This is a genomic window from Cellulosimicrobium sp. E-16 (assembly GCF_049913115.1).
Classification (GTDB): domain Bacteria; phylum Actinomycetota; class Actinomycetes; order Actinomycetales; family Cellulomonadaceae; genus Cellulosimicrobium.
Genome location: NZ_CP183974.1, coordinates 366,695 through 390,476, shown reverse-complemented (window position 1 = coordinate 390,476; position 23,782 = coordinate 366,695). Strand labels below are relative to the sequence as shown.

General features: G+C 74.2%; 17 protein-coding genes and 1 pseudogene. 4 read left to right on the top strand and 14 right to left on the bottom strand.

What is annotated here, in order from left to right:
- Positions 1-80: 80 nt before the first annotated feature.
- The 6 genes from ACN9MS_RS01755 to ACN9MS_RS01730 all read right to left on the bottom strand — a co-directional run bounded on the left by ACN9MS_RS01755 (position 81) and on the right by ACN9MS_RS01730 (position 8,130).
- Positions 81-929, bottom strand: a complete 849-nt coding sequence (locus tag ACN9MS_RS01755) for a hypothetical protein (RefSeq protein ID WP_426310448.1) — start codon at positions 927-929, stop codon at positions 81-83.
- A 101-nt stretch (positions 930-1,030) separates the two neighbouring features.
- The gene (locus ACN9MS_RS01750; protein WP_426310447.1) at positions 1,031-2,761 is read right to left on the bottom strand and encodes a dipeptide ABC transporter ATP-binding protein; all 1,731 of its coding nucleotides are present in this window, start codon (positions 2,759-2,761) and stop codon (positions 1,031-1,033) included.
- Positions 2,758-3,870, bottom strand: coding sequence for an ABC transporter permease (locus ACN9MS_RS01745; RefSeq protein ID WP_426311794.1), 1,113 nt, complete (start codon positions 3,868-3,870; stop codon positions 2,758-2,760). The genes ACN9MS_RS01750 and ACN9MS_RS01745 overlap by 4 nt, the downstream gene beginning before the upstream one ends.
- 145 nt (positions 3,871-4,015) lie before the next feature.
- Complete coding sequence (locus ACN9MS_RS01740; RefSeq protein WP_426310446.1) at positions 4,016-5,140, bottom strand: ABC transporter permease; 1,125 nt, start codon at positions 5,138-5,140, stop codon at positions 4,016-4,018.
- Between the two features lie 104 nt (positions 5,141-5,244).
- A complete protein-coding gene (locus tag ACN9MS_RS01735; RefSeq protein ID WP_426310445.1) occupies positions 5,245-6,891 on the bottom strand; it encodes an ABC transporter substrate-binding protein in 1,647 nt (548 codons plus the stop codon).
- A 333-nt stretch (positions 6,892-7,224) separates the two neighbouring features.
- Positions 7,225-8,130, bottom strand: a complete 906-nt coding sequence (locus ACN9MS_RS01730) for an HdeD family acid-resistance protein (protein ID WP_426310444.1) — start codon at positions 8,128-8,130, stop codon at positions 7,225-7,227.
- Between the two features lie 169 nt (positions 8,131-8,299).
- Between ACN9MS_RS01730 and ACN9MS_RS01725 the strand changes: the two genes are divergently transcribed.
- A complete protein-coding gene (locus ACN9MS_RS01725; protein WP_426310443.1) occupies positions 8,300-11,113 on the top strand; it encodes a flippase-like domain-containing protein in 2,814 nt (937 codons plus the stop codon).
- A gap of 6 nt (positions 11,114-11,119) precedes the next feature.
- Here ACN9MS_RS01725 and ACN9MS_RS01720 read toward each other — a convergent pair whose 3' ends face one another.
- Entirely contained in the window at positions 11,120-11,446 is a 327-nt protein-coding gene (locus ACN9MS_RS01720; protein WP_426310442.1) for a hypothetical protein, read from the bottom strand.
- A 251-nt stretch (positions 11,447-11,697) separates the two neighbouring features.
- Here ACN9MS_RS01720 and ACN9MS_RS01715 point away from each other — a divergent pair, with 251 nt between their 5' ends.
- Both ACN9MS_RS01715 and pntB read left to right on the top strand, forming a co-directional pair.
- Positions 11,698-13,305, top strand: a complete 1,608-nt coding sequence (locus ACN9MS_RS01715; protein WP_426310441.1) for a Re/Si-specific NAD(P)(+) transhydrogenase subunit alpha — start codon at positions 11,698-11,700, stop codon at positions 13,303-13,305.
- The gene (gene pntB, locus ACN9MS_RS01710) at positions 13,302-14,714 is read left to right on the top strand and encodes a Re/Si-specific NAD(P)(+) transhydrogenase subunit beta (RefSeq protein ID WP_426310440.1); all 1,413 of its coding nucleotides are present in this window, start codon (positions 13,302-13,304) and stop codon (positions 14,712-14,714) included. The genes ACN9MS_RS01715 and pntB overlap by 4 nt, the downstream gene beginning before the upstream one ends.
- Positions 14,715-14,786: 72 nt before the next feature.
- Here the strand turns inward: pntB and ACN9MS_RS01705 are convergent, their stop codons facing one another.
- Complete coding sequence (locus ACN9MS_RS01705) at positions 14,787-15,239, bottom strand: nuclear transport factor 2 family protein (protein WP_426310439.1); 453 nt, start codon at positions 15,237-15,239, stop codon at positions 14,787-14,789.
- A gap of 93 nt (positions 15,240-15,332) precedes the next feature.
- Between ACN9MS_RS01705 and ACN9MS_RS01700 the strand changes: the two genes are divergently transcribed.
- A complete protein-coding gene (locus ACN9MS_RS01700) occupies positions 15,333-15,818 on the top strand; it encodes a MarR family winged helix-turn-helix transcriptional regulator (protein ID WP_426310438.1) in 486 nt (161 codons plus the stop codon).
- Positions 15,819-15,837: 19 nt separating this feature from the next.
- Here ACN9MS_RS01700 and ACN9MS_RS01695 read toward each other — a convergent pair whose 3' ends face one another.
- The 6 genes and pseudogenes from ACN9MS_RS01695 to ACN9MS_RS01670 all read right to left on the bottom strand — a co-directional run bounded on the left by ACN9MS_RS01695 (position 15,838) and on the right by ACN9MS_RS01670 (position 23,782).
- Complete coding sequence (locus ACN9MS_RS01695) at positions 15,838-16,425, bottom strand: hypothetical protein (RefSeq protein WP_426310437.1); 588 nt, start codon at positions 16,423-16,425, stop codon at positions 15,838-15,840.
- Positions 16,426-16,487: 62 nt separating this feature from the next.
- Positions 16,488-18,716: a tetratricopeptide repeat protein gene (locus tag ACN9MS_RS01690; protein ID WP_426310436.1), complete on the bottom strand. Its 2,229-nt coding sequence runs from the start codon at positions 18,714-18,716 to the stop codon at positions 16,488-16,490.
- A gap of 74 nt (positions 18,717-18,790) precedes the next feature.
- Positions 18,791-19,639: an HpcH/HpaI aldolase/citrate lyase family protein gene (locus ACN9MS_RS01685; protein WP_426310435.1), complete on the bottom strand. Its 849-nt coding sequence runs from the start codon at positions 19,637-19,639 to the stop codon at positions 18,791-18,793.
- Between the two features lie 191 nt (positions 19,640-19,830).
- Positions 19,831-20,307: pseudogene (locus ACN9MS_RS01680) on the bottom strand (MaoC family dehydratase); the annotation flags it as partial.
- An 11-nt stretch (positions 20,308-20,318) separates the two neighbouring features.
- Positions 20,319-21,494, bottom strand: coding sequence for an acyl-CoA dehydrogenase family protein (locus ACN9MS_RS01675; RefSeq protein WP_426310434.1), 1,176 nt, complete (start codon positions 21,492-21,494; stop codon positions 20,319-20,321).
- Entirely contained in the window at positions 21,491-23,782 is a 2,292-nt protein-coding gene (locus ACN9MS_RS01670) for an acetyl/propionyl/methylcrotonyl-CoA carboxylase subunit alpha (protein ID WP_426310433.1), read from the bottom strand. The genes ACN9MS_RS01675 and ACN9MS_RS01670 overlap by 4 nt, the downstream gene beginning before the upstream one ends.

Genomic DNA, 23,782 nt, shown 5'->3' with positions numbered 1-23,782 from the left:
TCGGGTCGACGGCGGGGACGATGCTAGCGGCCGGGACGCCGCGCCCGGGGCCCGGGCCACGGACGGCGCACCACCCGCGGTCAGGCGATCCCGAACGCTCCGGTCTCCAGGTCGACCAGGTGCGTCTCGCGGTTGCCGTAGTCGACGCCCCACGTCGGCGTGGACAGCTCCACGTAGTGCGGCGTGAAGTCTCCCTGGAGCGAGTCGACCATCGCCTCCGACGTCCCGCCGAGGTGGTCGTCCGCCCAGGGGCTCTCCCCCTCCGCGAACCCGGTCCACTCCTCGTCCCACGGCGAGACCCAGCCGTCCTCCTCCCGGCCCGGGGCGACGCCCGCGTTCGGGTCGTCGACCCTCGGGACGAGGTAGGCCCACCGGGTGACCGTCATGTCCTCGCCGCGACGCGTCCCGAGCGGCGCATCCCACGCGTTCTGCCCCTCGTCCGTCGCGACGTGCTCGCCCGGACGGCGGGTGTCGGGCGGGGCGGCGGTGGGGCCGGCGGCGAGCTCCTCCTCGGTCAGCCAGACCAGGGCGAAGCGCTGGCCGATGATGTCGCTGAGCACGAGCGCCTGCGGGTGCTCCCGGGCCGCGCGCAGGTCCGCCACGAACGGGTCCTCCGGGTCTCTCGCGTCGTGCTCGACGGCGAACTGCCCCTCACCGAGGAAGTACGCCACGCCCGGGAACCCGGGGCCCCGGCGCTGGTACTCGGCCGGGAGCCGCAGCGTGAGCGCGTGCCGCATGGGCAGACCGGTGCTCGGGCTCCGCGGCCACGTCCGCGGCTCGATCCCCGGGCCAGCGTCGCCGATCCACCCCCAGGCGGCCTCGCCCCAGGGAGCGACCGGCGGCGGCAGCAGGTCCGCCGTCCCGACCGGCGATCCGTCCACCGCGTCCTGCGGGGTCAGGCCGAACAGGATGTCGTACGCAGTGACCACCGGTGCTCCTCGTTCTCGACGGACGGGAGTCACCATGCTAGGGGCAGCCACCCCCGGTCCCGACCCGGCCGCGACCCTGCCGCGCCCGGGCCGGGACCGGGTCAGGCGCCGCGCAGAGCGCGGAGCTGTTCGCGGCGCTCCGCCTGGAGCACCGGGTCGGGGACGGGCAGCGAGGCGAGGAGCCGCTGGGTGTACTCCTCGCGCGGGTTGCCCAGCACCTCGGCGCCCGTGCCCTCCTCGACCAGCCGCCCGCGGTAGAGCACGGCGATGCGGTCGGACAGCAGGTCGACGACCGCGAGGTCGTGGGACACGAACAGGCTCGCGAAGCCCAGCTCCCGCTGGAGCTCGGCGAACAGCTCGAGCACGCGCGCCTGGACGGAGACGTCGAGCGCGGACGTCGGCTCGTCGGCCACGAGCAGCTCCGGGTCGAGCGCGAGGGCCCGCGCGAGCGACGCCCGCTGGCGCTGCCCGCCGGAGAGCTCGTGGGGGAACCGGTCGCCGTACGACCGCGGGAGCTGCACCGCCTCGAGCAGCTCGTCCACGCGCCCGCGCGCCGCCTGGGGCGAGTCCGCGCGCCCGTGCACGACGAGCGGCTCCGCGACGCAGTCCGCGATGGTGAGGAGCGGGTTGAAGCTCGTCGCCGGGTCCTGGAACACGAAGCCGATGCGCGGGCGCACGGGACGCAGGTCGCGCTCCTTGACGCCGTTCATCTCGACGCCGAGCACGCGCAGCGAACCGCCCGTCACCGGGGTGAGTCCCGCCACGGCGCGTGCGAAGGTCGTCTTGCCGGAGCCGGACTCGCCCACGAGGCCGAGCACCTCGCCGGGCCGCACGGTGAGGGAGACGTCGTCGACCGCGGTGAAGCCCGGGCGGCGCAGCCGGCCCGGGTACGTGACGGTCAGCCCCTGCGCGGCCACCACGGGCTCCGCGTCCTCCCAACCTGCGGCGCGGGCCGCCGCGCGGGCCTCGGCCCGCGCGGTCCCCTCGCCGACGCGCGGCACGGAGTCGAGCAGCGCCTTCGTGTACTCCGCGCGGGGCGCCGCGAAGAGCTCGCGGGCGGGCGCCTGCTCGACGACCTTGCCCTGGTACATGACCGCGACGCGGTCGGCGAGGTCCGCGACGACGCCCATGTTGTGGGTGATGAGCACGATCGCGGTGCCGAACTCGTCGCGGCAGCGGCGCAGGAGGTCGAGGATCTCGGCCTGGACGGTGACGTCGAGCGCGGTCGTGGGCTCGTCGGCGACGATGAGCCCCGGGTCGAGCACGAGCGCCATGGCGATGACGACGCGCTGCTTCTGCCCGCCCGAGAACTGGTGCGGGTAGTGGTCGACCCGGGTCTCCGGGTCCGGGATGCCGACGCGCCGGAGCACGTCGACCGCGCGCCTGCGCGCCTCGCGCCGGGACACCTTGGCGTGCGCGCGGATGCCCTCCATGATCTGCCAGCCGACCGTGTACACGGGGTTGAGCGCGGCGGACGGCTCCTGGAAGACCATCGCGACGTCGGTCCCGCGGACCTGGCGCAGGCGCTCCCCGCCCAGCGTGACGACGTCGTGCTCGGCCGTCCCGCCCTTGTTCGTCAGCACGACGGCGCCGCGCGCCGTCGCGGTCGACGGCAGCAGGCCGAGGATCGTCTTGGCGGTCACCGTCTTGCCGGAGCCGGACTCGCCGACGACGGCCAGCACCTCGCCGGGCGCGACCTCCAGGTCCACGCCGTCGACGGCGCGCACGGCCCCGGCGTCGGTCGCGAACGAGACCGCGAGGTCGCGGATCGTCACGACGGGGCGTGCGGCGTCGCCGTCGGGGCGGCGGGTCGTCTCGGTCACGGCGCTCATCGCCGGTCCTCCGTCTCGTCGTCGGGTGCGTCCGCCGGGCCGTCCACAGGGCCTGTCGCGGGGCCTGTCGCGGGGCCGTCGCCGTCCGGCGTACCGCCGGGCCGCCCGTCGAGCCCGACGGCGTCGGGGTCGGGTCGGCCGGGGACCTCGGCGAGCTCGTCGGAGCGCGAGCCCACGCCCTCGATCGCGTCGAGGCCGCCGGGACCGGCGGTGAGCGTGCCGCCCGGGACGACCGACGTCTCCGCGACGTCGCCCGACACCTCGGCGGTCGCGCGGCGCGAGCGTAGCCGGGGGTCGGCGAGGTCGTTCAGGCTCTCGCCGACGAGCGTGATGCCGAGCACCACGAGCACGATCGCGAGACCGGGGAAGAGCGCGGTCCACCAGATGCCGCTCGTCACGTCGGACACGGCCTTGTTGAGGTCGTAGCCCCACTCGGCGGCCGCCGTCGGCTCGATGCCGAACCCGAGGAACCCGAGGCCCGCGAGCGTGAGGATCGCCTCGGACGCGTTGAGCGTGACGATGAGCGGGAGCGTGCGGGTCGAGTTCCGCAGGACGTGGCGGAACATGATCCGCCGGTGCGGCGTGCCGAGCACGCGCGCCGAGTCGACGAACGCCTCGCCCTTGATCCGCACGACCTCCGCACGCGTGACGCGGAAGTACTGCGGCACGAACACCACGGTGATCGACAGCGCCGCGGCGAGGATGCCGCCCCACATGCTCGACTGGCCGCCGGAGATGACGATCGCCATGAGGATCGCGAGGAGCAGCGACGGGAACGCGTAGATCGCGTCGCAGACCACGACCAGAAGACGGTCGGCCCAGCCGCCGAAGTACCCGGACACGAGCCCGAGCAGCACCCCGACGACGATCGAGGCGAGGATCGCGACGACGATGACGAGGAGCGCCGTCTGGGCCCCCCAGATGACACGCGACAGCACGTCGTACCCGCCCACGGTCGTGCCGAGCAGGTGCTCGGCCGACGGCGGCTGCTGCGCGCCGAACGGCCCGTCCGCGGAGCGGAGCTGGCTGTACCCGTAGGGGGCGAGCACGGGCGCGAGCGCCGCGGTGAGCAGGAAGAGGCCCGTGACGACGAGGCCGGTGACGAGCATGCCGCGCTGCAGCCCCACGCTCTGCCGGAGCTGGTGCACGACGGGCAGCCGCTTCCACCACGCGACGCGGCCGCGCTCGGGGACGACGGCGGGGGCGGGGCCCCCGGTGCCGGGACCAGCCGGGACGACGGTCTCCGCGACCATGTCAGTACCTCACCCTCGGGTCGATGAGCGCCGCGATGATGTCGACGAGGAAGTTCGTCACCGCGACGATCACGGCCATGAGCACGACGATCCCCTGCACGGCGACGAAGTCGCGCGCCTGGAGGTACTCGGCGAGCTGGAAGCCCAGCCCCTTCCACTCGAACGTCGTCTCGGTGAGCACGGCGCCCGCGAGGAGCATCGCGACCTGCAGCCCGATGACGGTGATGATGGGGATGAGCGCGGGACGCCACGCGTGGGACCGCACGAGCCGGGACTCGCGGACGCCGCGCGACCGCGCCGCGACGACGTAGTCGGTGGAGAGCGTCCCGATGACGTTGGTGCGCACGAGGCGCAGGAACACCCCGGCCGTGAGCAGCCCGAGCGCGAGCGCCGGAAGGACGGCGTGCTGGAGCACGTCGCCGACGATCGCCGGGTCGCCTGTGCGGATCGCGTCGATCAGGTAGAAGCCGGTGGGGTCGTCGAGGAACTGCAGCTCGATCTCGGCGTCGGTGGACGCGCGCCCGGAGACGGGGAGCCAGCCGAGCCACACGGAGAAGACGAGCTTGAGCATGAGCCCGGCGAAGAAGACGGGCGTCGCGTAGGCGAGGATCGCGGAGACGCGCAGCATCGCGTCGGGCACGCGGTCGCGCAGGTAGCCCGCGAGCATGCCCAGCGGGATGCCGACGACGAACGCGACGAGCAGCGCGTAGACCGCGAGCTCGAGCGTCGCGGTGCCGTACGTCACGAGCACCTCGGTGACGGGGCGGTTGTCGCTGATCGTGGTGCCGAAGTCGCCGCGCACGATGCCGCCGAGGTACTCGAGGTACTGCACGACCACCGGACGGTCGTACCCGGCCTCGTGGATGCGCTCGGCGAGCTGGTCGGGCGTGAGCCGGCCGCCGAGGGCGGCGGTGATCGGGTCGCCCGTGGACCGCATGACCACGAAGACCGTGGTCACGAGGATGAAGACCGTCGGGATGATGAGCAGCGCGCGGACCAGGATGTAGCTCCCGAGCCCGCCGCCGCGACGGCGGGTCGTGCGCGGCGTGCGCGCGGGCCCCTCGCGGCCGGGGCCGCCGGCGGCGGAGCCCTCGCCGACCGCGGCGTCGGTGGTGGTGGTCGTCATGTCGTCTCTTCCTCAGGTGCCCGGGGAGTGGGCGTGGTCGCCGTCCCGGACGAGCGGTGCCCGGCCCTCCCCGCGGGTCGCGCGGGGAGGGCCGGGCGAGCGGGTCAGCCCTTGGACAGCGCCGCGTAGCGGAACTTGAAGGACGGGTCGAGCGTGTCCTCGGCCCCCTCCACGTCCGTGCCGACGACCGCGACCTGCGCACCCTGGAGGTACGGGAGGGTCGACAGGTCCGCCGCGACCTTGTTCTGGATCTCCTCGATGAGCGCGGTGCGCTCGTCGGCGTCGGGCGTCGCCGCCTGCTGGAGGATGAGGTCGTTGACCTCCTGGTTGGCGTAGTGGTTCACCAGGAAGTTCTCCGTGAGGAAGAACGGCGTGAGGTAGTTGTCCGCGTCGGAGTAGTCCGGGAACCAGCCGAGCTGGTACGCCGGGTAGACGTCGGACGTGCGCTCCTCGGCGTACGTGACCCACTCGGTGGTCTGGAGGTTGACCGTGAAGAGGCCGTCCTTCTCGAGCTGGTCCTTGATGAGCGCGTACTCGTCGGCCGACGACGGGCCGTAGTGGTCGTTCGAGTACTGCAGGTTGAGCGTCACGGGTGTCTCGACGCCCGCGTCGGCCAGGAGCTGCTCCGCCTTCGCGGCGTCGGGCTTGCCCGCGCCGTCGCCGTACATCTCCTTGAGCGGCTCGACGGCGCCGGTCAGGCCCGCGGGGACGTAGGAGTACAGCGGGGTGTACGTGCCCTTGTAGACCTGCTCGGACAGCTCGTCGCGGTCGATGAGCGAGGCGGCGGCCTGGCGCACGGCGAGCGCCTTGGCGGGGTCCGCCTCGGGGGTCTTGGCGCCGAACGGCTGGGTGTCGAAGTTGAAGGTGATGTACCGGATCTCGCCGCCGGGACCGTCGACGACCTTGACGTCGTCGTTGCCGCGCAGGTCCTCGATGTCGGTCGCGGACAGGCTGCGCCACGCGACGTCGATCTTGCCCTGCTGGATCTCGAGCTTCATGTTCGACGCCTCGGCGAAGTACTTCACCGCGACCTTGTCGGTCTTCGCCGGGCCGAGCAGACCCTGGTAGCCGTCGTACGCCTCGTAGGAGACGAGCTCGTTGAACTTGTAGCCCGTGATCGTGTACTGCCCGGCGAACGCCTTGCCGTCGACGATGTCCTGGTCGGAGGTGAGCGCGTCGGCCGCGAACACGTCCTCGTCGACGATCGGGCCGGCCGGGCTGGACAGGATCTGCGGGAAGAGCTGGTCGTTCTCGCTCTTGAGGTGGAAGACGACGGTCGTGTCGTCGGGCGCCTCGACGCTGTCGAGGTTGTAGAGCAGCGACGCCGGCCCGTTGGGGTCGTTGATCGCGACCTGGCGGTCGAACGTGAACTTCACGTCGGACGACGTGAGGTCGTTGCCGTTGGCCCACTTGAGGCCCGGCTTGAGCTTGACCGTGTACTCGGTCGGCGAGGTGAACTCGGCCGACTCCGCGATGTCGGGCTCGACGTCGGGGCTGCCGTACGGGGTGTTCAGGAGGAACGGGAAGACCTGGTTCATCACGGCGAACGAGCCGTTGTCGTACGAGCCGGCCGGGTCGAGCACCGTGACCTTGTCGGTCGTGCCGATGACGAGCGAACCGCTCGACGAGCCACCGCCGTCGCCGTCGCCCTCACCACCGTTCGAGCCCCCGCCGCACGCGGTCAGGGTCAGCGTCACCGCCGTGATGCCGGCGGCCGCGGCGAGGAGCCGCTTCTTGGACACCGCTGTCATGTGTCTACCTCTTTCTCGGGTTTCTCGGGGTGCGAGACACCGGTGGCGCGACCTTGCACGCACCAGGACCCCGACCTGTCGGCGGAGTGCCGTGATTTCTAGCACAGCGCCGTGTCGCGTACGTGTCAGGATCTGCAGAAACCCGGACAGAACGCCAGCGTTGTTACCCGGTCGTAACCCTGAGCCCCGGGCAACCGTCGTGACGTGAGACACACCCGCGGCGTCTGCGCCGCGGGTGTAGAGTCCGCCCCTTTTCGGGACGACCGGCCCTGGCGGACGGCGCACCCGACGGTGCACCGGCCCCCGGACGGCCAGCGCGGCCTCGCGGTGGGGTCAGAGACGCCCGCGACCCTCCACCTCGTCCGCTCCCGGCCCGCCGGGGGGCGGTGCGTCCGGGGAAGGAGCGCGTGAGGCGGGGTCGGGCGCGGGCTCGACGGGCGCGGGCTCGTCGGGCGCGGCCGGGCCGGGCGCGGCCGGGGAACCCGCGGACGCGGCGCCGACGGCCGACGGCGGTGCGACGCCCGGGTGGGCGGCGGGAGCGCCCAGCACGGACCCACCCGTCACGACGACGCCGGCGGCGACGGCCTGCGCGCGCAGGTCCGCGAGCTCGCGCGCGACCGCGCGGACGGCGAAGCCCGACACCACGTGGATCGCGCCGGACACGAACGCGTAGAGCGCGAACACCACCGCGACGAGCCGCAGCACGTCGAAGGAGTCGAGCGGCCTCGTGACGAGCAGGACCCCGAACAGCACCGAGACGATCCCGACGGCGAGCATCCACGCCCAGCCCAGGTCGCGGTTGCGGACGAGCGCGGCCGCCCCGGCGATCGTCGTGATGCCGAGCACGAGCACCCACACCGCGAGCACGTAGTAGAGCGCGGTCGCGGTGAGGTCGGGCCACAGCGCCACGACGACGCCGAAGACGACGTTGACCCCCGCCTGCGCGAGCCACCACGCCGACCCCACCTGCTTGCGGTGCACGAACCCCTGCACGGCGACCAGCACGCCGTCGGCCACGAGGAACGCGCCGAGCACGACCCGCAGCGTCCCGAGCTGCTCCAACGGCTCGATCATGAGGAGGAGGCCGAGGACGACGAGGAGGGTCCCCCGCACCACGGGCAGCCACCACACCTTGCGGAAGGGGTTGCGCTCCTGGCCGTTCGCGTCGGGCGTCGCAGGGCCGCCTGGGCGGTCGGGGCCGTCCGCGGCGCCGCGCTCCGTCGTCGTGCCACGTGCCATGCCGACCTCCCGGGTCCGTCGCTCTGCCCATGCTAGGGAGGCCTTGCTCACACCCGCCCGTCGAGCGGGGGTCACGAGCCGTCCAGCATGCGGGCGAACGGGGCGAATCACCCGGAGGAATCGGCCAAATACCGCGCCTGCTCAGGGCCCCCGACCTAGACTCGCTCGCATGGCCTCCCCCGCCCCCGAGCCGACCGAGCGCGACGCTCCCCACGTCGGCGCGGTCGTCGAGGTCGGCTCTCTCGCGCGGCCCGGGCAGGCGGACCCCCGCCCCCAGACCGGCGCGCTCGAGGCGCTCCTCGCACGTCGGGGTCACGACGACGAGGGGACCGTCCGCGTCGTCGACACGGCCGAGCAGCGCGTCCGGCACCCGATCGACCTCGTCAACCTCGTGCTGTGCGCGGTCGGCGTCGCGCTCGTCATGCTCATGTCGGTGTACGCCCACGGGACGACCGAGGGCGTCGCGGAGGACGTGCAGAACTTCTCCGACGTGCTCGCCCGGGTCCTCTTCCTCCCGGTGACCGTGCTCGAAGGGCTCATCACGCTCTTCGTCCCGCTCGCGGTGCTGGTCGAGCTCGGCCTCCGCCGCCTCGGTCGGCAGGTCGTCGAGTCCATCGTCGCCGCCGCGCTCGGCCTGCTCCTCGGCGTCCTCGTCGTGCTCGCGCTGCGCACCTGGGGCTCGGACGACCTGATCCGCGGGCTCTCCGCGTTCATCGACGGGTCGTGGCAGCTCACCATCCCGGACTACCTCTACGTCGCCGCGATCGGCGGACTGCTCACGGCGGCGGGGACGCGGACCCGACGGCGCACGGTCAAGTGGTCGTGGAACCTCCTGTTCGTCGCGATCGGCGTCGTGCTCATCACCGGCCAGGTCTCGCTGCCGGGCATCATCATCACGCTCCTGCTGGGCCGCATCGCCGGGCTCGCCGTGCGCTACGTCTCGGGCGTGCGCAGCGAGCGCGCGTACGGTCCCGACCTGGTGGCCGGGGTCCGGCGCGCAGGCTTCTCCCCGACCGCCCTCGTGCGGGTCCGCGACGTCACGGACGACGAGGAGCTCGCCGAGGCGGCGGACGACCCCATCACCGAGGTCGACGCCGAGGGCCGCATCACGGCCGAGGTGCACGTCGGCGTGCTGCGTGCGCCCGGCGCCGCCGACGACGCCGGGACCGTCCTCACCGCGGACGCCGCCCTCGCGGCGCGGCACCTCGGGGCCGCGCACGCCACCGAGGGCGCCTCGCCGGACCGCACGGTCGGCGCCTCCCCTGTTGCCGAGTCGCAGGACGCGCCGTCCGACTCGGCCGCCATCGCGCTGACCCGCGCGGGAGACAACCGCGTCTACGCGATGCTCGCCGAGGACGACGTCCGTCGTGACGTCGTCGTGCTCGACGGCGACCGGCAGGTCGTCGGCTTCCTCGCCCGGTTCTGGCGGTCGCTGCGGCTGCGCGGCAGCGAGGGCCGCGCGGCCATCTCGCTGCGCGCCGCGGCCGAGCGCGCGGCCCTCCTGTCCTACGCCGCGCGGGCGGCGGGCGTCCGCACCCCGCGGCTGCTCGGCGTCGCCGAGTCGGACGACTCCATGGTCCTGGTCCAGGAGCACGCGACGGGCGCCGTCTCGTTGCGTGACCTGCCCGTCGAGGGCCTCACCGGCTCGGTGCTCAACGAGGCGTGGCGCCAGCTCCGGCTCGCGCACGCCGCGGGCATCGCGCACCGTGCGCTGACCTCCGACGTCATGCTCGTCTCGCACGAGCCCGCGACCGGCGCCCCGCAGGTGTGGCTCACCGGGTGGGAGCAGGGCGACATCGCGTCGTCCGAGCTCGCACGACGCATGGACCTCGCCCAGATGGTCGCGCTCCTCGCGCTGCGCGTCGGGGCGAGCCGCGCCGTCGAGTCCGCCGCGAGCGTCCTGCCCGACGACGACATCGCCGCCATCGGACCTCTGCTCCAGTCGGTCGCGCTCCCCCCGAGCACGCGCGAGGAGATCCGGCAGAACAAGGAGCTCCTCAAGGAGCTGCGCGCCGCGCTGGTGGAGCGGCTCCCGGAGGCGGACGTCGAGCCCCAGCGCATCACGCGGTTCGGCGCACGGACGGTGCTCACCATCGCGCTCGTGATCGCCGCCGTGACGGCCCTCGTCACCTCGTTCAACTTCGAGCAGATCGCCGAGGCGGTCACCGAGGCGAACCCGTGGCTGGCGGTGCTGTCGTTCGTCCTCGGCATCCTCACGTGGGTCGGCGCCGCGCTCACGCTCACGGCGTTCTCGCCGAAGCGGCTGCCGTTCTGGCGCGTGAACCTGACCCAGGCGGCCGGCTCCTACGTCGCGCTCGCCGCGCCCGCCGGCATCGGCCCGGCGGCGCTCAACCTGCGTCTCCTGACCCGACGTGGCATCTCGACGCCCATGGCCGTCGCGACCGTCGCGCTCGTCCAGGTGTCGCAGTTCGTCGTGACGATCCTCATCCTGGTGGTCCTGTCGGTCTTCACCGGGGAGGGCGGCCTCGTCCAGCTTCCCTCGACCACGGTCCTCCTGGCGATCGGCGGCGTCGCACTGGCCGTCCTCGCGACGTTGCTCGTCCCGGCCGTGCGCACCTGGGCGCTCGCCAAGATCCGGCCGACCGTCCAGCAGGTGTGGCCCCGCCTGTCGGAGATGCTGGGCCAGCCCGGGCGTCTCGCCATCGGGTTCGCCGGCAACATCGTCATGACGCTCGGCTACGTGCTCGCGTTCGACGCGGCGCTCGCCGCCTTCGGGCAGGAGCTCGACCTGGTCGACGTCGCCGTGATCTACCTGGTGGGCAACGCCGCCGGGGCGGCCGTCCCGACGCCGGGCGGCCTGGGCACCATCGAGCTCGCGCTCACCGCCGGCCTCACGGCCGCCGGGGTCCCGGTCGCGCTCGCCACGTCCGCCACGCTCCTCTTCCGCGTCGCGACGTACTGGGCGCGCATCCCCATCGGGTGGGTCGCGATGCGGTACCTGCAGAAGAAGGGCGACCTGTAGCCTCCGTCAGCCCTGCGGGGTCTCGGCGACCTGGACGTCCACGTGGTACTTCGTCCCGTCGACGTCGGACAGCGTGACGGTCGTGTCGTAGACGTTCCCGGACGCCGGGTCGGTGAGCTCGCACTCGACGACCTCGCCGTTCACGAGGTCGACGTCCTCCTCGCCGCAGTCGACGTCCGCCTCGCCGATCTCGGCGAGCGCACCCTCGGCGTCCTGCGCGATCTTCGAGGCCGGCACGGTGAGGTTCGCGTTGACGGAGCACGCGGCGAGAGCGAGGGCGCAGAGCGCGACGACGGGCGCGAGGACGGCGGTACGGGTGGTGCTGCGGCGCATGGTTCCCCCTGGGGTCGGAGCGGATGGCGCCCCGATCCTCGCGGACCCGGCGCCCGGGGCGCCACCTCGGGCGATGGTGAGAACTCCCCGCTGGTCGTCGCGGCGCGACGAGCGCCCACGGGGTCGAGGCTCGTCCGCTCGGGGACGTTCGGCCCGGGACGACGAGGGCGGCCCCCGATAGGCTCGCCGCGCACCCGCCGTCTCCGGTCGCGCGGGCGCCCACGATGCTCGACGAGGTGAGGAGCCCGCACGTGAGGATCGGTGTCCCCCGCGAGGTGAGGGACGGGGAGCGGCTCGTCGCCGCGACCCCGCGCACGGTCGAGCGCCTGCGGGCGCTCGGGTACGACGTGGTCGTCGAGCACGACGCCGGCGCGGGGGCCACGTTCTCCGACGCCGCGTACGAGGCGGCGGGCGCCGCGGTCGTGGATGCCGCGACCGCGTGGGGCGCCGACGTCGTCACGGCGGTGAACGCGCCCACCGACGCCCAGGTGGCGCTCCTGCGTCCGGGCGCGACGCTCGTCGCGATGCTCGGTCCCGCGAACGACCCCGACCTCGTGCAGCGCCTCGCGGCGCACGGCGTCACCGCGCTCGCGCTCGACGCCGTGCCGCGCATCTCGCGCGCGCAGGCGCTCGACGTGCTGAGCACGCTGTCGAACGTCGCGGGGTACCGCGCCGTCGTGGAGGCGGCGGGCGAGTACGGCGGCATGTTCGCCGGGCAGGTCACGGCCGCGGGCAAGACGCCGCCCGCGAAGGTCTTCGTCATCGGCGGCGGCGTCGCCGGGCTCGCCGCGGTCGGCGCGGCAGCGAGCCTGGGAGCACAGGTCCGCGCGTTCGACGTGCGGTCCGAGGCGGCCGAGCAGATCGAGTCCATGGGCGGCACGGCCGTCCGCGAGCCCGCGGCGCAGCAGGGCATGTCCGCCGACGGCTACGCCAAGCCGCTCACGTCCGAGCAGGAGGCGGCGGCCCTCGCCGTGTACGCGCGCGAGGCCGCCGAGGCCGACGTCGTCGTCACGACGGCGCTCGTGCGCGGCCGGGCGCCGCGGACGCTCACGGCCGAGGCGGTGACGGGGATGCGTCCCGGGAGCGTCGTCGTGGACCTCGCGGCCTCGGGCGGCGGCAACTGTGCGCTCACGGTGCCCGGCGAGCGCGTCGTGACGGAGAACGGCGTCGTGGTCGTCGGCTGGACCGACCTCGCGGGACGCCTGCCCCAGCACACGTCGCAGCTCCTCGGGACGAACGTCGTGCACCTGCTCGAGCTGCTCACGCCGGGCAAGGACGGCGAGCTCGCGCTCGACCTCGACGACCCGGTGCAGCGCGGCATGACCGTCGCGCGCGACGGCGAGGTCCTGTGGCCGCCGCCGCCCGTCGCGGTGAGCGCCGCGCCCGCCCCCGGGTCGACCGTGCCGCCGCCACCACCCGACCCGGCCCGGGAGGCTGCGGACCGCGAGCGGGCCGCCACGGAGGCGGCCTCGGCCGCGAGCCTGCGTCGGCGTCGTCGGACCGTGGGCGCCGCACTCGCCGCGGTGCTCGTGACGCTCGCGCTGTCGTTCGCGCCGCCGTCGCTCGTCGGGCACGTCACGGTGTTCACGCTCGCGGTGATCGTCGGGTACTACGTGATCTCGAACGTCACCCACTCGCTGCACACGCCGCTCATGGCCCAGACCAACGCGATCTCCGGCATCATCCTCGTCGGCGCGCTCCTGCAGATCGGCTCGGACGACTGGGTCGTCACGACCCTCGCGCTGCTCGCCGCGATCGTCGCGAGCATCAACATCTTCGGTGGCTTCCTCGTGGCGAACCGCATGATCCGCATGTTCCGCAAGGACGCCCCGGCGCGTGCGCAGGGGGTGGCCCGATGACCGCGACGTCCGTCGCCCAGGCGGTCTACGTCCTCGCCGCCGTCCTGTTCGTGCTCAGCCTCGCGGGGCTCTCGAAGCAGGAGTCCGCACGCCGCGGCAACCTGCTCGGCATGGTCGGCATGGTCCTCGCGCTCGCCGCGACGATCGTCCTCGCGCTCGGCACGAGCGCCCGCCCCGTGCTCGTCACCGCGCTGCTCATCGCGCTCGTGCTGCTCGTGGGCGCGGCGGTCGGGACGTGGCGTGCGCGCCGCGTCGAGATGACCCAGATGCCGGAGCTCATCGCGATCCTGCACAGCTTCGTCGGGGCCGCGGCCGTGCTCGTCGGCTTCAACTCCTACCTGACCGCCCACGCCGCCGGGGCCGACGACGTCGCGCACCTCGTCGAGGTGTCCCTCGGCGTGCTCGTGGGCGCGGTGACCTTCACGGGTTCGGTCGTCGCGTTCCTCAAGCTGTCCGGGCGCACGCGCTCGGCGCCGCTCCAGCTCCCCGGCCGCAACCTGCTCAACCTCGCGGCGCTCGCCGTGAGCGTCGGGCTCGTGGTGTGGTTCGTCGTCGCGCCGTCGATCTGGCCCCTGCTCCTGCTCACGATCGTGTCGCTCGCGCTGGGCTGGCACCTCGTCGCGTCGATCGGCGGCGGCGACATGCCCGTCGTCGTGTCGATGCTCAACTCGTACTCCGGCTGGGCCGCCGCCGCGGCGGGCTTCATGCTCGGCAACGACCTGCTCATCGTCACCGGCGCGCTCGTCGGGTCCTCCGGTGCGATCCTCAGCTACATCATGTGCAAGGCCATGAACCGGTCGTTCGTGTCCGTCATCCTCGGCGGGTTCGGGGCCGAGGAGGGGGCGGCGCCCGCCGGGGGCGGCGAGGGCCCGCAGGGCGAGCACCGCGAGGTGCGCGCCGACGAGGTCGCGGCCCTCCTGCGCGACGCCCGGAGCGTCGTCATCACGCCCGGCTACGGCATGGCGGTCGCCAAGGCGCAGTACCCCGTCGCGGAGCTCGTGGAGCTCCTGCGCGACGGCGGCGCGGAGGTCCGCTTCGGGGTGCACCCGGTCGCGGGCCGCCTGCCCGGGCACATGAACGTCCTGCTCGCCGAGGCGCGCGTGCCGTACGACATCGTGCTGGAGATGGACGAGATCAACGACGACCTGGCGCAGACCGACGTCGTGCTCGTCATCGGCGCGAACGACACCGTCAACCCCGCCGCGCTCGACGACCCCGGCTCCCCCATCGCGGGCATGCCCGTGCTGCACGTGTGGGAGGCCGGTCAGGTCGTCGTCTTCAAGCGCTCGATGGCGGCCGGCTACGCGGGCGTGCAGAACCCGCTGTTCTTCCGCGAGAACACCGGCATGCTCTTCGGCGACGCGAAGCAGCGGGTCGAGGACATCGTGGCAGCGCTGCGCGTCGGCTGACCGACCGACGTCCCCGACCCCGGGGCGGCGCGTGCCACGCGCTCGCGTGGCGCTCCGGACCGCCCCGGCTGCCTAGAGCGCCCGCTCCAGCGCGCCCGTCAGCGCGACGGGCGTGATCTCCAGGCGGTCGATCCGCCAGCCGTCCTCGGTGCGTCGCGCGCCGTAGCGGTGGACCGCGGCGGCGATCGACTCGGTCGCGTCGTCGACCACGAACACGGCGAGGTCGTGCGCGCGCACGGTCGCGGAGTCGCCGTCGATCTCGACGACGAGGTTCCCCTTGTGGTGCAGGGTGCGGGCGTAGCCGTCGTGGCCGCGTCGCACGAGCGCGACGAGCGCGTCGAGGCCCCGCGCCTCGCCGCGCAGCGAGCTGACGACGACGTCGTCGGTGAAGAGCCGGTCGGTCTCGTCGTACCGGCGCTCGTCGATCCACAGGCTGTGCCGGGCGACGAGGTCGGCCAGCTCGGCGCGGTCGACGAGCTCCCGGACGATCGCCTCGGTCGTGGTCGTGCGCTCGGTCGTGGTCATGTCTTCTCCTCAGATCGTGAGAGCAACTAACGTTTGCTTCCCTCACGGAATCTAGATCGTTAGTTCGACTAACGCAAGGGGTACGATCGGGCCGTGGACACCGAGGACGACCTCCGCTTCGACCGCGGCGACGAGACACCGGCGCGGCTCAGGGGACAGCTCTCCCGCCTCGTGGGCATGACCGCGGCCCAGACCCGCCGTGTCGCCGGCGACGCCCTGCGGGCCGTCGGCGCGCACAAGGACCACTTCGTCGTGCTCGCCGCGCTCGCGGAGCTCGGCCCCGCCAGCCAGTCGACCCTGTCGGACCGCACGCGGGTCTACCGCAGCGACCTGGTCTCGGTGCTCAACGAGCTCACCGACGGGGGCTGGGTCCGCCGCGCACCGGACGCCGCCGACAAGCGCCGCAACGTCGTGTCGATCACCGCCGCGGGCGAGCGACGCCTCGACGAGCTCGACGCGATCCTCGGCGAGGTCAACGACCAGGTCATGGCGCCACTCTCCCCCGACGAGCGCACGGAGCTCTTCAGGCTCCTGGAGCGGGTCAGCGCCCACCTCGCGGCCGGGGCCGACAGCACCTGAGGGCCCGGAGCGTCAGTGCTCAGCCGAGCACGCGCTCGCGAGCGTGGCTGAACGTCAGGGACGGCAGCGTCGCGAGCGTTCCGTGGGCCGCGACGTAGTCCTTGAGGTCGCCCCGGAAGACGACGCGGCCCGGCAGGTCGAGCAGTGTCTGGGGGCGCACCTGCCAGCGCTCGACGCCGAGGTCGCACACCCCGGCGCCGTGCAGCACGTGATAGACGAACTCGGAGCAGAAGAACCGGTCCTCGGCCTCGTGGCCCCGGCCGAAGCGGGCTCCGACGAGACCGCGCACGTTGTACGAGAACGTGTGCGAGTCCAGCAGGAACTCGGTGATCCGCACGCGGATCGCCTCGTGCTGCTCGGGCGTCACGGGAATCTCGAGCACGACCCCGGGCACGACGTCCATGCCGCGGTACAGGCCGTCGTCGAACCGCTCGCGCCGGAAGCACCCGACGAACGGGTTCCCGGCGCGGCGGCGCCCGAAGCTGAACATGAGGTCGAGCCCCGGGTCGAGCGCGAGGGAGGAGTGCGTGAACTCGTCGCGCGTCGCCAGCGCGATGGTCCGGGAGAGGACCGTACGGCTGCGGGACAGGGCGACGTAGACGTTCACGCGAGTGACCATACGATGCCCGGGCCCGCAAGCGGAACGGGCTGTGAGCGTATTTTGTCCGGTCAGCCCGCGGCGAGCGCCTCGACGACCTGCTCGGCGAGCCGCGGGGGGAACTGCGCGGCGGCGTCGCGCACGTCGAACCCGAGGTCCTCGGCGAGCGCGAACGCACTGCCCGCGCGGGCCGGGTCGGGCAGGGAACCGTCCCCCGTGAGCATCATGACGCCGGCCGTGAACGCCGCGCGGCCGTTGCCCTGGTCCCCCGCCGCGAGGTAGAGCTCCAGGGCCCGCGCAGAGTCCCGCGGACGACCGCGGCCCGTCGCGTGCTCCGCCGCCAGGTTGTAGAGCGCACGGGGGTGGCCCGCCTCGGCGGCCTGCTCGAGGAACGCGCGCGAGCGCGCCTCGTCCACCGGCGTGCCCTGGCCGGTCGCGGTGAGGACGGACAGCTCGAAGAGCGCGTCGGCGTTCCCCCGCCGCGCCGCCTCCTCGTGGTCGGCGACGGCCGCCACGGCGTCCTGGGCGAACCCGTAGCCGTTGTACCGCATCCACCCGCGCAGCACGTGCGCGCCGCCGTCGGGGTCGTCCTCGGCGAGCCGGTCGACCCGCTCGGCGGCCTCCGCGGCGAGCGGCAGGCGGCAGAAGTACGACTCGCGCACCCAGGACGTCGCCGCCTCGCGCGACACCGCGTCCGCCCCGCCCGCGTCGGCCCGGCGGTACGTGTCGACGAGCACCTGCTCCGCGTCGCCCGGCAGCAGGCCGATCACGTGCTCGTTGCGGACGAACGCGTCGCGCAGCCCGTGCGCGGCGGCCAGGACCCGCTCGCGGCTCACGGCACGGTCCTCGAGCACGTCGCGCGCCGCCTCGTACGCGACGCTGCCGCGCGGGCGGGTCGTGCCCGACGCCGCAGCCGCGGCCGCGCTCGCCGGGGCGTCGCTCGCCGAGGCGTCGCTCGCCGCGCCCCCGTCCGCCGGGGCGGAGGGGGTCGCCGTCGACCCCTGCTCCACCAACTGCGCCGCCTGCGCCGACTGGGCCGCGTCCCGCGCGTCGGCGTCCCAGACCAGCTCGCCGTCCGGGTCCCAGATCTGGTTCGTCCGGTTCTTCGCCCACACCGCCCGGAAGCCCTCGGGGAGCGAGAGGTACCGCACGAGGTGCGGCGCCCGGCGGTACAGCTCGTGCGCCGGCACGGGGAGGAGCCCGCCGCGGGGCTGCGCGGCGATCGACTTCACGACCCACCCCGACGCGCCGTCGCCCGCCGGCCGGGTGCGCTCGACGTACATCTCCGGGGCGTCGTACACGTCGTTATAGACGAGCACGGTCTCCGTGAAGCGCGTGCTCTTCGAGCCGACCTTGCAGAAGGCGACCATCTCGCGCTGCTGCCGATACGTGTCGAGCATCGGGTCCACGTCCCACGTGAGCGTCGAGATCCCGTCCTTCGTGAGGTCCGTGGCCGCGACGCGCAGGTCGTCGCCGGACTCCGCCAGCACGACCCACCAGAAGCCGTGCCAGACCTGGTAGCCCTGGACGACCTTCTCCGCGGGGAGGGTCGCGACCCAGTCGAGGAACGACTGCGCCGTCGGGGCGAGGAATGGCGCCGTCTCCGTCCACACGCGGCGACCCGTGACCGACCGGACGTCGAGCACGACGCGCGCGGGCGTCGTCGTCGGCTTGCCGTCCGCCCACCAGCGCACCGCGTCCGCGGCGGGCGGCGGCCACGCGGTGCGCCCGTTGGCGATCGGGTCGAGCGCGAGCACGTCCTCGCCGTCGAAGAAGGCGACGTACCAGTGGCCCGGGCCGTGCGCACGGTCGACGCCGACGACGACGAACGCGCCCTTGCCGCGGGCGCGCAGCCGCTCGGCGATCTCGTCCGGGGTCGTCGGCTCGAAGCCGCTGCCGACGAGCTCGGCGAGCTCCGCCTCGCTCGGGCCGCTGGGCGTCGCGGGCTGTGCCTGGCCACCGCGCAGGATCCCGACCATCGAGGCCACCGCGGACGCGGCGTGGTTGACCGGGAGGGTCGCGGCGTTCGCGTCGTTCCGGTGACCGGCGTGGAACGCCTGGACCAGCTGGGCCTGCGTGAAGCACGACTCGCGCACGTACGCCGACCCGTCGAACCCGACGATCGCCTGCGCGCCGCCGCGGCCCGGGGTCCACACGTGGAAGCCGCCCGGGACGACCTTGTTGTGGCGCGCGACCGTCGCGACGTCGACGCCGAGCAGGGTCGCGGCCCGGTCGGCGAGGTGCGGGAAGCCCTCGGTCCAGTGCTGGTGCTGCGGGTCCTGGGCGTTCGCGTCGGTCACGGGGAGAGGCTATGCGGCGCCCCCGGCGCGCCGCACCGACCTGGCATGGGGACCGGTCCCCATCGTGCGACCGGTCAGGTGCCCGCCCGGCGCAGGACCGCCTCGGCGTGCCGCAGCACAGGGCCGTCGACCATCCGGCCGTCGTGCGTGAAGACCGCGTCGGGGCCGCCGGGGTTGGCGGCCGCCGCGTCGAGCAGGGCGCGCGCGGCCGTCACCTGCTCCGGCGTCGGGGCGTAGGCGGCGCGGATCACGGGGACGTGGCTCGGGTGGATGCACGCCGTCGCGGCGAACCCCGACGCGGCGGCGTCCTCGGCCTCGGCGCGCAGCCCGTCGAGGTCGCCCACGTCGAGGTGCACCGCGTCGACCGCGACCTTCCCCGCCGCACCGGCCGCGAGCAGCACCGCGGCGCGGGCGTGCCGCGCGACGTCGCGGTACGTGCCGTCGGGGCGGCGGCTCGACGTCCCCCCGAGGGAGGCGACGAGGTCCTCCGCGCCCCACATCAGCGCGACGACCTCGGGCCTCCGGGCGAGCTCCGGCGCCGCGACGACGCCGTCCGCCGTCTCGCACAGCGCGAGCACCCGCACCCCGGGGAGCGTCGTCGCGAGCGCGCCAAGCGACGCGAGCAGCTCCGGCCCGGCCTTGGCGACCATGACCGTGCGCAGGCGCGTGTCCGCGAGCGCCGCCACGTCGAGCGCGTGCTCGGGCGTCCCGACGGGGTTCACGCGCACGACCGTGCGCCCCGGGTCGAGCGTCGCGGACGCCTCGACGACGGCACGCCGCGCGGCGTCCTTGGCGTGCGGGGCGACGGCGTCCTCGAGGTCGAGGATCACGGCGTCCGCGCGGTCCGCGGCCTTGGCGAACCGGTCGGGGCGGTCGCCGGGGCAGAACAGCAGCGCGGGCCCGAGCCCGAACCCGTCGCTCACCACGCGCTCTCCTCGTCGCCGCGCTCGAGCACGGGCTCGTGCACCCCCGCCGCGTGCTCGCCGAGCCCGGGGCCGTCGTCGCGCCCGGTGCCGGGCCCGGGGCTGTCGCCGGGATCGGCACCCGCCGTGCCCACAGCCGCGGGTCCGGTGGACGCCCCGGGGGACCGGGCGCCGTCGGGCACTGCCGCGGACGCCTCCTCGTGGGCGGCGCGCGTCCAGAAGAGCGCGGTGCGGACGGCGCGCGCGACGAGCACGCCGTCCTGGTTGAGGCCGCGGTGCTCGAGGGTCACGACGCCCTGCCCCGGCCGCGACGCGGAGAGCCGCTTCTCGACGACCTCCGTCTCGGCGTAGAGCGTGTCGCCGTGGAACAGCGGCTTCGGGAACTCGACCTCGCGGAACCCCAGGTTCGCGACGATCGTGCCCTGCGTGACCTGCCCGACGGACAGCCCGACGAGCGTGGACAGCGTCATCATCGAGTTGACGAGCCGCTGCCCGAACGGCTGGGTCGCGGCCCACGCGGCGTCGAGGTGCAGCGCCTGGTGGTTCATGGTGAGCGTGGAGAAGACGACGTCGTCCGCCTCCGTGAGCGTACGGCCGGGCCGGTGGCGGTACACCACTCCGGTCTCGAGCTCGTCGTAGTACAGGCCCCGCTGGACCACCTCGCGCATGCTGCCCCTCCCTAGCCGTCCAGCCCCAGGCTCCTCGCGATGACCATGAGCTGCACCTCGGTGGTGCCCTCGCCGACCTCGAGCACCTTCGCGTCGCGGTAGTGGCGCGCCACGGCGTTCTCGTTGAGGAAGCCGTAGCCGCCGAAGACCTGGGACGCCTCTCGCGCGTTCGCCATCGCGGCCTCGCCCCCGACGAGCTTCGCGACCGACGCCTCCGCCTTGAACGGCTTGCCCGCGACGAGCTTGTGCGCGGCGTCGAGCCACGCGAGACGGGCCGTGTGGACGCGGGCCTGCATGCGCGCGAGCGTGAACGCGACGTGCTGGTTCTCCCCGATCGACCGCCCGAACACGACGCGCTCGCGCGCGTACCGCAGCGCCTCCTCGAGGCAGCCCTGCGCGGCGCCGGTCGCGAGCGCGGCGAACGCGATACGGCCCTCGTCGAGCGCGCGGAGAAAGTTCGCGTAGCCCCGACCGCGCTCGCCGAGCAGGTTGCCCTCCGGGACCCTGACGTCGGTGAGCGTGAGGGGGTGCGTGTCGGACGTGTGCCAGCCGACCTTGTCGTACGACGGCCCGACCTCGAACCCGGGCGTCCCCGCGGGGACGATGATGCTCGACAGCTCCTTGCGCACCTCCCCGTCCTGGCTGACGTGCTCGCCCGTGACGGCGGTGATGGTCACGAGGCTCGTGATCGGCGTCCCCGAGTTGGTGATGAACTGCTTGGACCCGTCGATCACCCACTCGTCGCCGTCGAGCCGCGCGGTGGTGCGCGTGCCGCCCGCGTCGGAGCCGGCGTCGGCCTCCGTGAGCCCGAACGCCGCGAGCGTCCGCCCGGCGAGCAGGTCGGGGAGCCACCGCTCCTGCTGCTCGCGCGACCCGTGCCGGAAGATCGGCACGATCCCCAGCCCGACCCCGGCCTCGAGCGTCACCGCGATGGACTGGTCGACGCGCGCGAGCGCCTCCACGGCGAGGCACAGCGACACGTAGTCCTGGCCCTGGCCGCCGATCTCGCGCGGGAACGGCAGGCCGAACAGCCCCAGCTCCCCCATCTGCGCGATGATCTCCATCGGCAGGCGGCGCTCGGTGTCGTACCGGTAGGCGGCGGGCGCGACGACGCTGTCCGCGAAGTCGCGCACCACCTGGCTGAGCTTCCGCTGCTCGTCGTCGAGCAGGACGTCGGCCTCGATCATGATGCTCCCTGGGTGTCGGGTTGCGGGACCGGGGCGGCGGGGTCTGCCGCGCCGGAGTCGTGGGGGTGGACGACGGCGACCACCTGGTCCCGCCGCACGAGGTCGCCGGGGCGCACGCGCACCGTCGCGACGCCGTCGTGCGGGGCGAGGAGCGGGTGCTCCATCTTCATGGCCTCGACCGTGACGAGGACGGCGCCGGCGGCGACGGTCTCGCCGTCCGCGACGGCCGTCACGACCGTGCCGGGCATCGCGGCGCGCACCTCGGGATCCGTCGCGCCGGGCGCGTCCCCCCGGGCCCGACGGCGCTCGTCGCGTGCCCGCGCGGCGCGCTGCTCGCGGTCCGGGGCGGCCAGCGCGACGGTCCGCCCGTGGCGCCACAGCCACACCGTGGCGGGCTCACCGTCGGCAGGCGACGCGTCGAGGGCGAACCGCACGCGCTCCCGGACGCCGTCCACGGTGAGCCACCACGCGCCGTCGGCCCCGGGGTCGCGCTCGATCGACGCCCGCACGGCGCGCGTCGTCGTACCCGGCCACGCGCCGTCGTCCGGCGCCGGGACCTGCACGACGGCGTCCCCCGCCACCCCGGAGACCCGCGCCTCGTGCGCTCCCCCGGCGGCGTCGACGAGCACGACCCGCCGCGCGGCAGCGGGACCGTTGAGCCGCCACCCATCACGCACCCGCCACGGATCGTCGTCGCCAGCTCCCAAGGCCCGGCCGAACCCGGGGTTGTCGCGCGAGCCCGCGGCGAACCTGTCGTCAACCCCAGGTTCGACACCACCCGACGTCGCGACGAACAACGCCGCGGCCACGAGATCGCCCCACACGACGCCGTCGGACGGCCCTTCGCCAGACCCGGCCGAAGACCCCGACCCCGACGAAACGAGCCGGTCGATCAGCCCCGTGTCGAGCCGCCCCGCCCGCACGTCACCGTCCGCGAGCAGAGACCGCAGGAACGCCGTGTTCGTCTCGACCCCCAGCACGACCGTCCGCGCGAGCAGCCCGTCGAGCCGGTCCACGGCAACCTCGCGCGTCGATCCCCACGCGACGGCCTTCGCGAGCATGGGGTCGTAGTGCCCACCCACCACGGCGCCGGCGGAGATCCCCGAGTCGAGGCGCAGCGGCGAGGCGCCGGGCCCGGCGGGGACGCCGCCGTCGTCGTAGACCAGGACCGACCCGGTGGCCGGGAGGAATCCGCGCTCGGGCGACTCGGCGTAGAGGCGCGCCTCGACGGCGTGGCCGCGGAGCACGACGTCGTCCTGGGCGATCCCGAGCGGCGCGCCGGACGCGACGCGGAGCTGGAGCTCGACGAGGTCGAGGCCGGTGACCATCTCGGTGACGGGGTGCTCGACCTGGAGGCGCGTGTTCATCTCGATGAAGAAGAACTCGTCGGGGCTCGCGGCGGGGACGAGGAACTCGACCGTCCCGGCGCCGACGTAGCCGACCGACCGCGCGACCTCGCACGCGGCCTCGCCCATCCGGGCGCGCTGGGCGGGAGCGAGGAGCGGTGACGGCGCTTCCTCGACGACCTTCTGGTGCCGGCGCTGGAGCGAGCACTCGCGCTCGCCGAGGTGGATCACGGTGCCGTGCGTGTCGGCGAGCACCTGCACCTCGATGTGGCGCGGCGCCTCGACGAGCCGCTCGAGCAGGAGCGTGTCGTCGCCGAACGACGACGCGGCGACCCGGCGCGCGGACGCGAGCGCGCCCGGCAGGTCGTCGGTCGCGCGCACGACGACCATCCCCTTGCCGCCGCCCCCGGCGGACGGCTTGACGAGCAGCGGGTAGCCGACGGCGCCCGCAGCAGCGACCAGGTCGTCGTCGGACATCCCGGGCTCGCCCGCTCCCGGCACGACCGGCACGCCCCGCGCGCCGACGATGCGCTTGGCCGCGAGCTTGTCGGCCATCGCCTCGAGCGCGTCAACCCCCGGCCCGACGAACGCGATCCCGGCGCGCTCGCACGCGCGGGCGAGCGCCGGGTTCTCGGACAGGAAGCCGTAGCCCGGGTGGACGGCGGCGGCGCCGGTCGCGACCGCCGCCGCGACCACGGCGTCGACGTCCAGGTAGCTCTGGGCGGCGGGTGCGGGGCCGATCCGGACCGCGACGTCGGCCTCGCGCACGTGGCGCGCGCCGGCGTCGGCGTCGGAGAAGACCGCGACGGACCGCACGCCGAGGCGTCGCAGCGTGCCGATCACGCGGCACGCGATCTCGCCGCGGTTCGCGACGAGGACCGCGCGGAACCCGGGGCCGCCGGACGGGCGGGCGGTCGCGTCGTGGAGGGCGTCGGAGGTCAT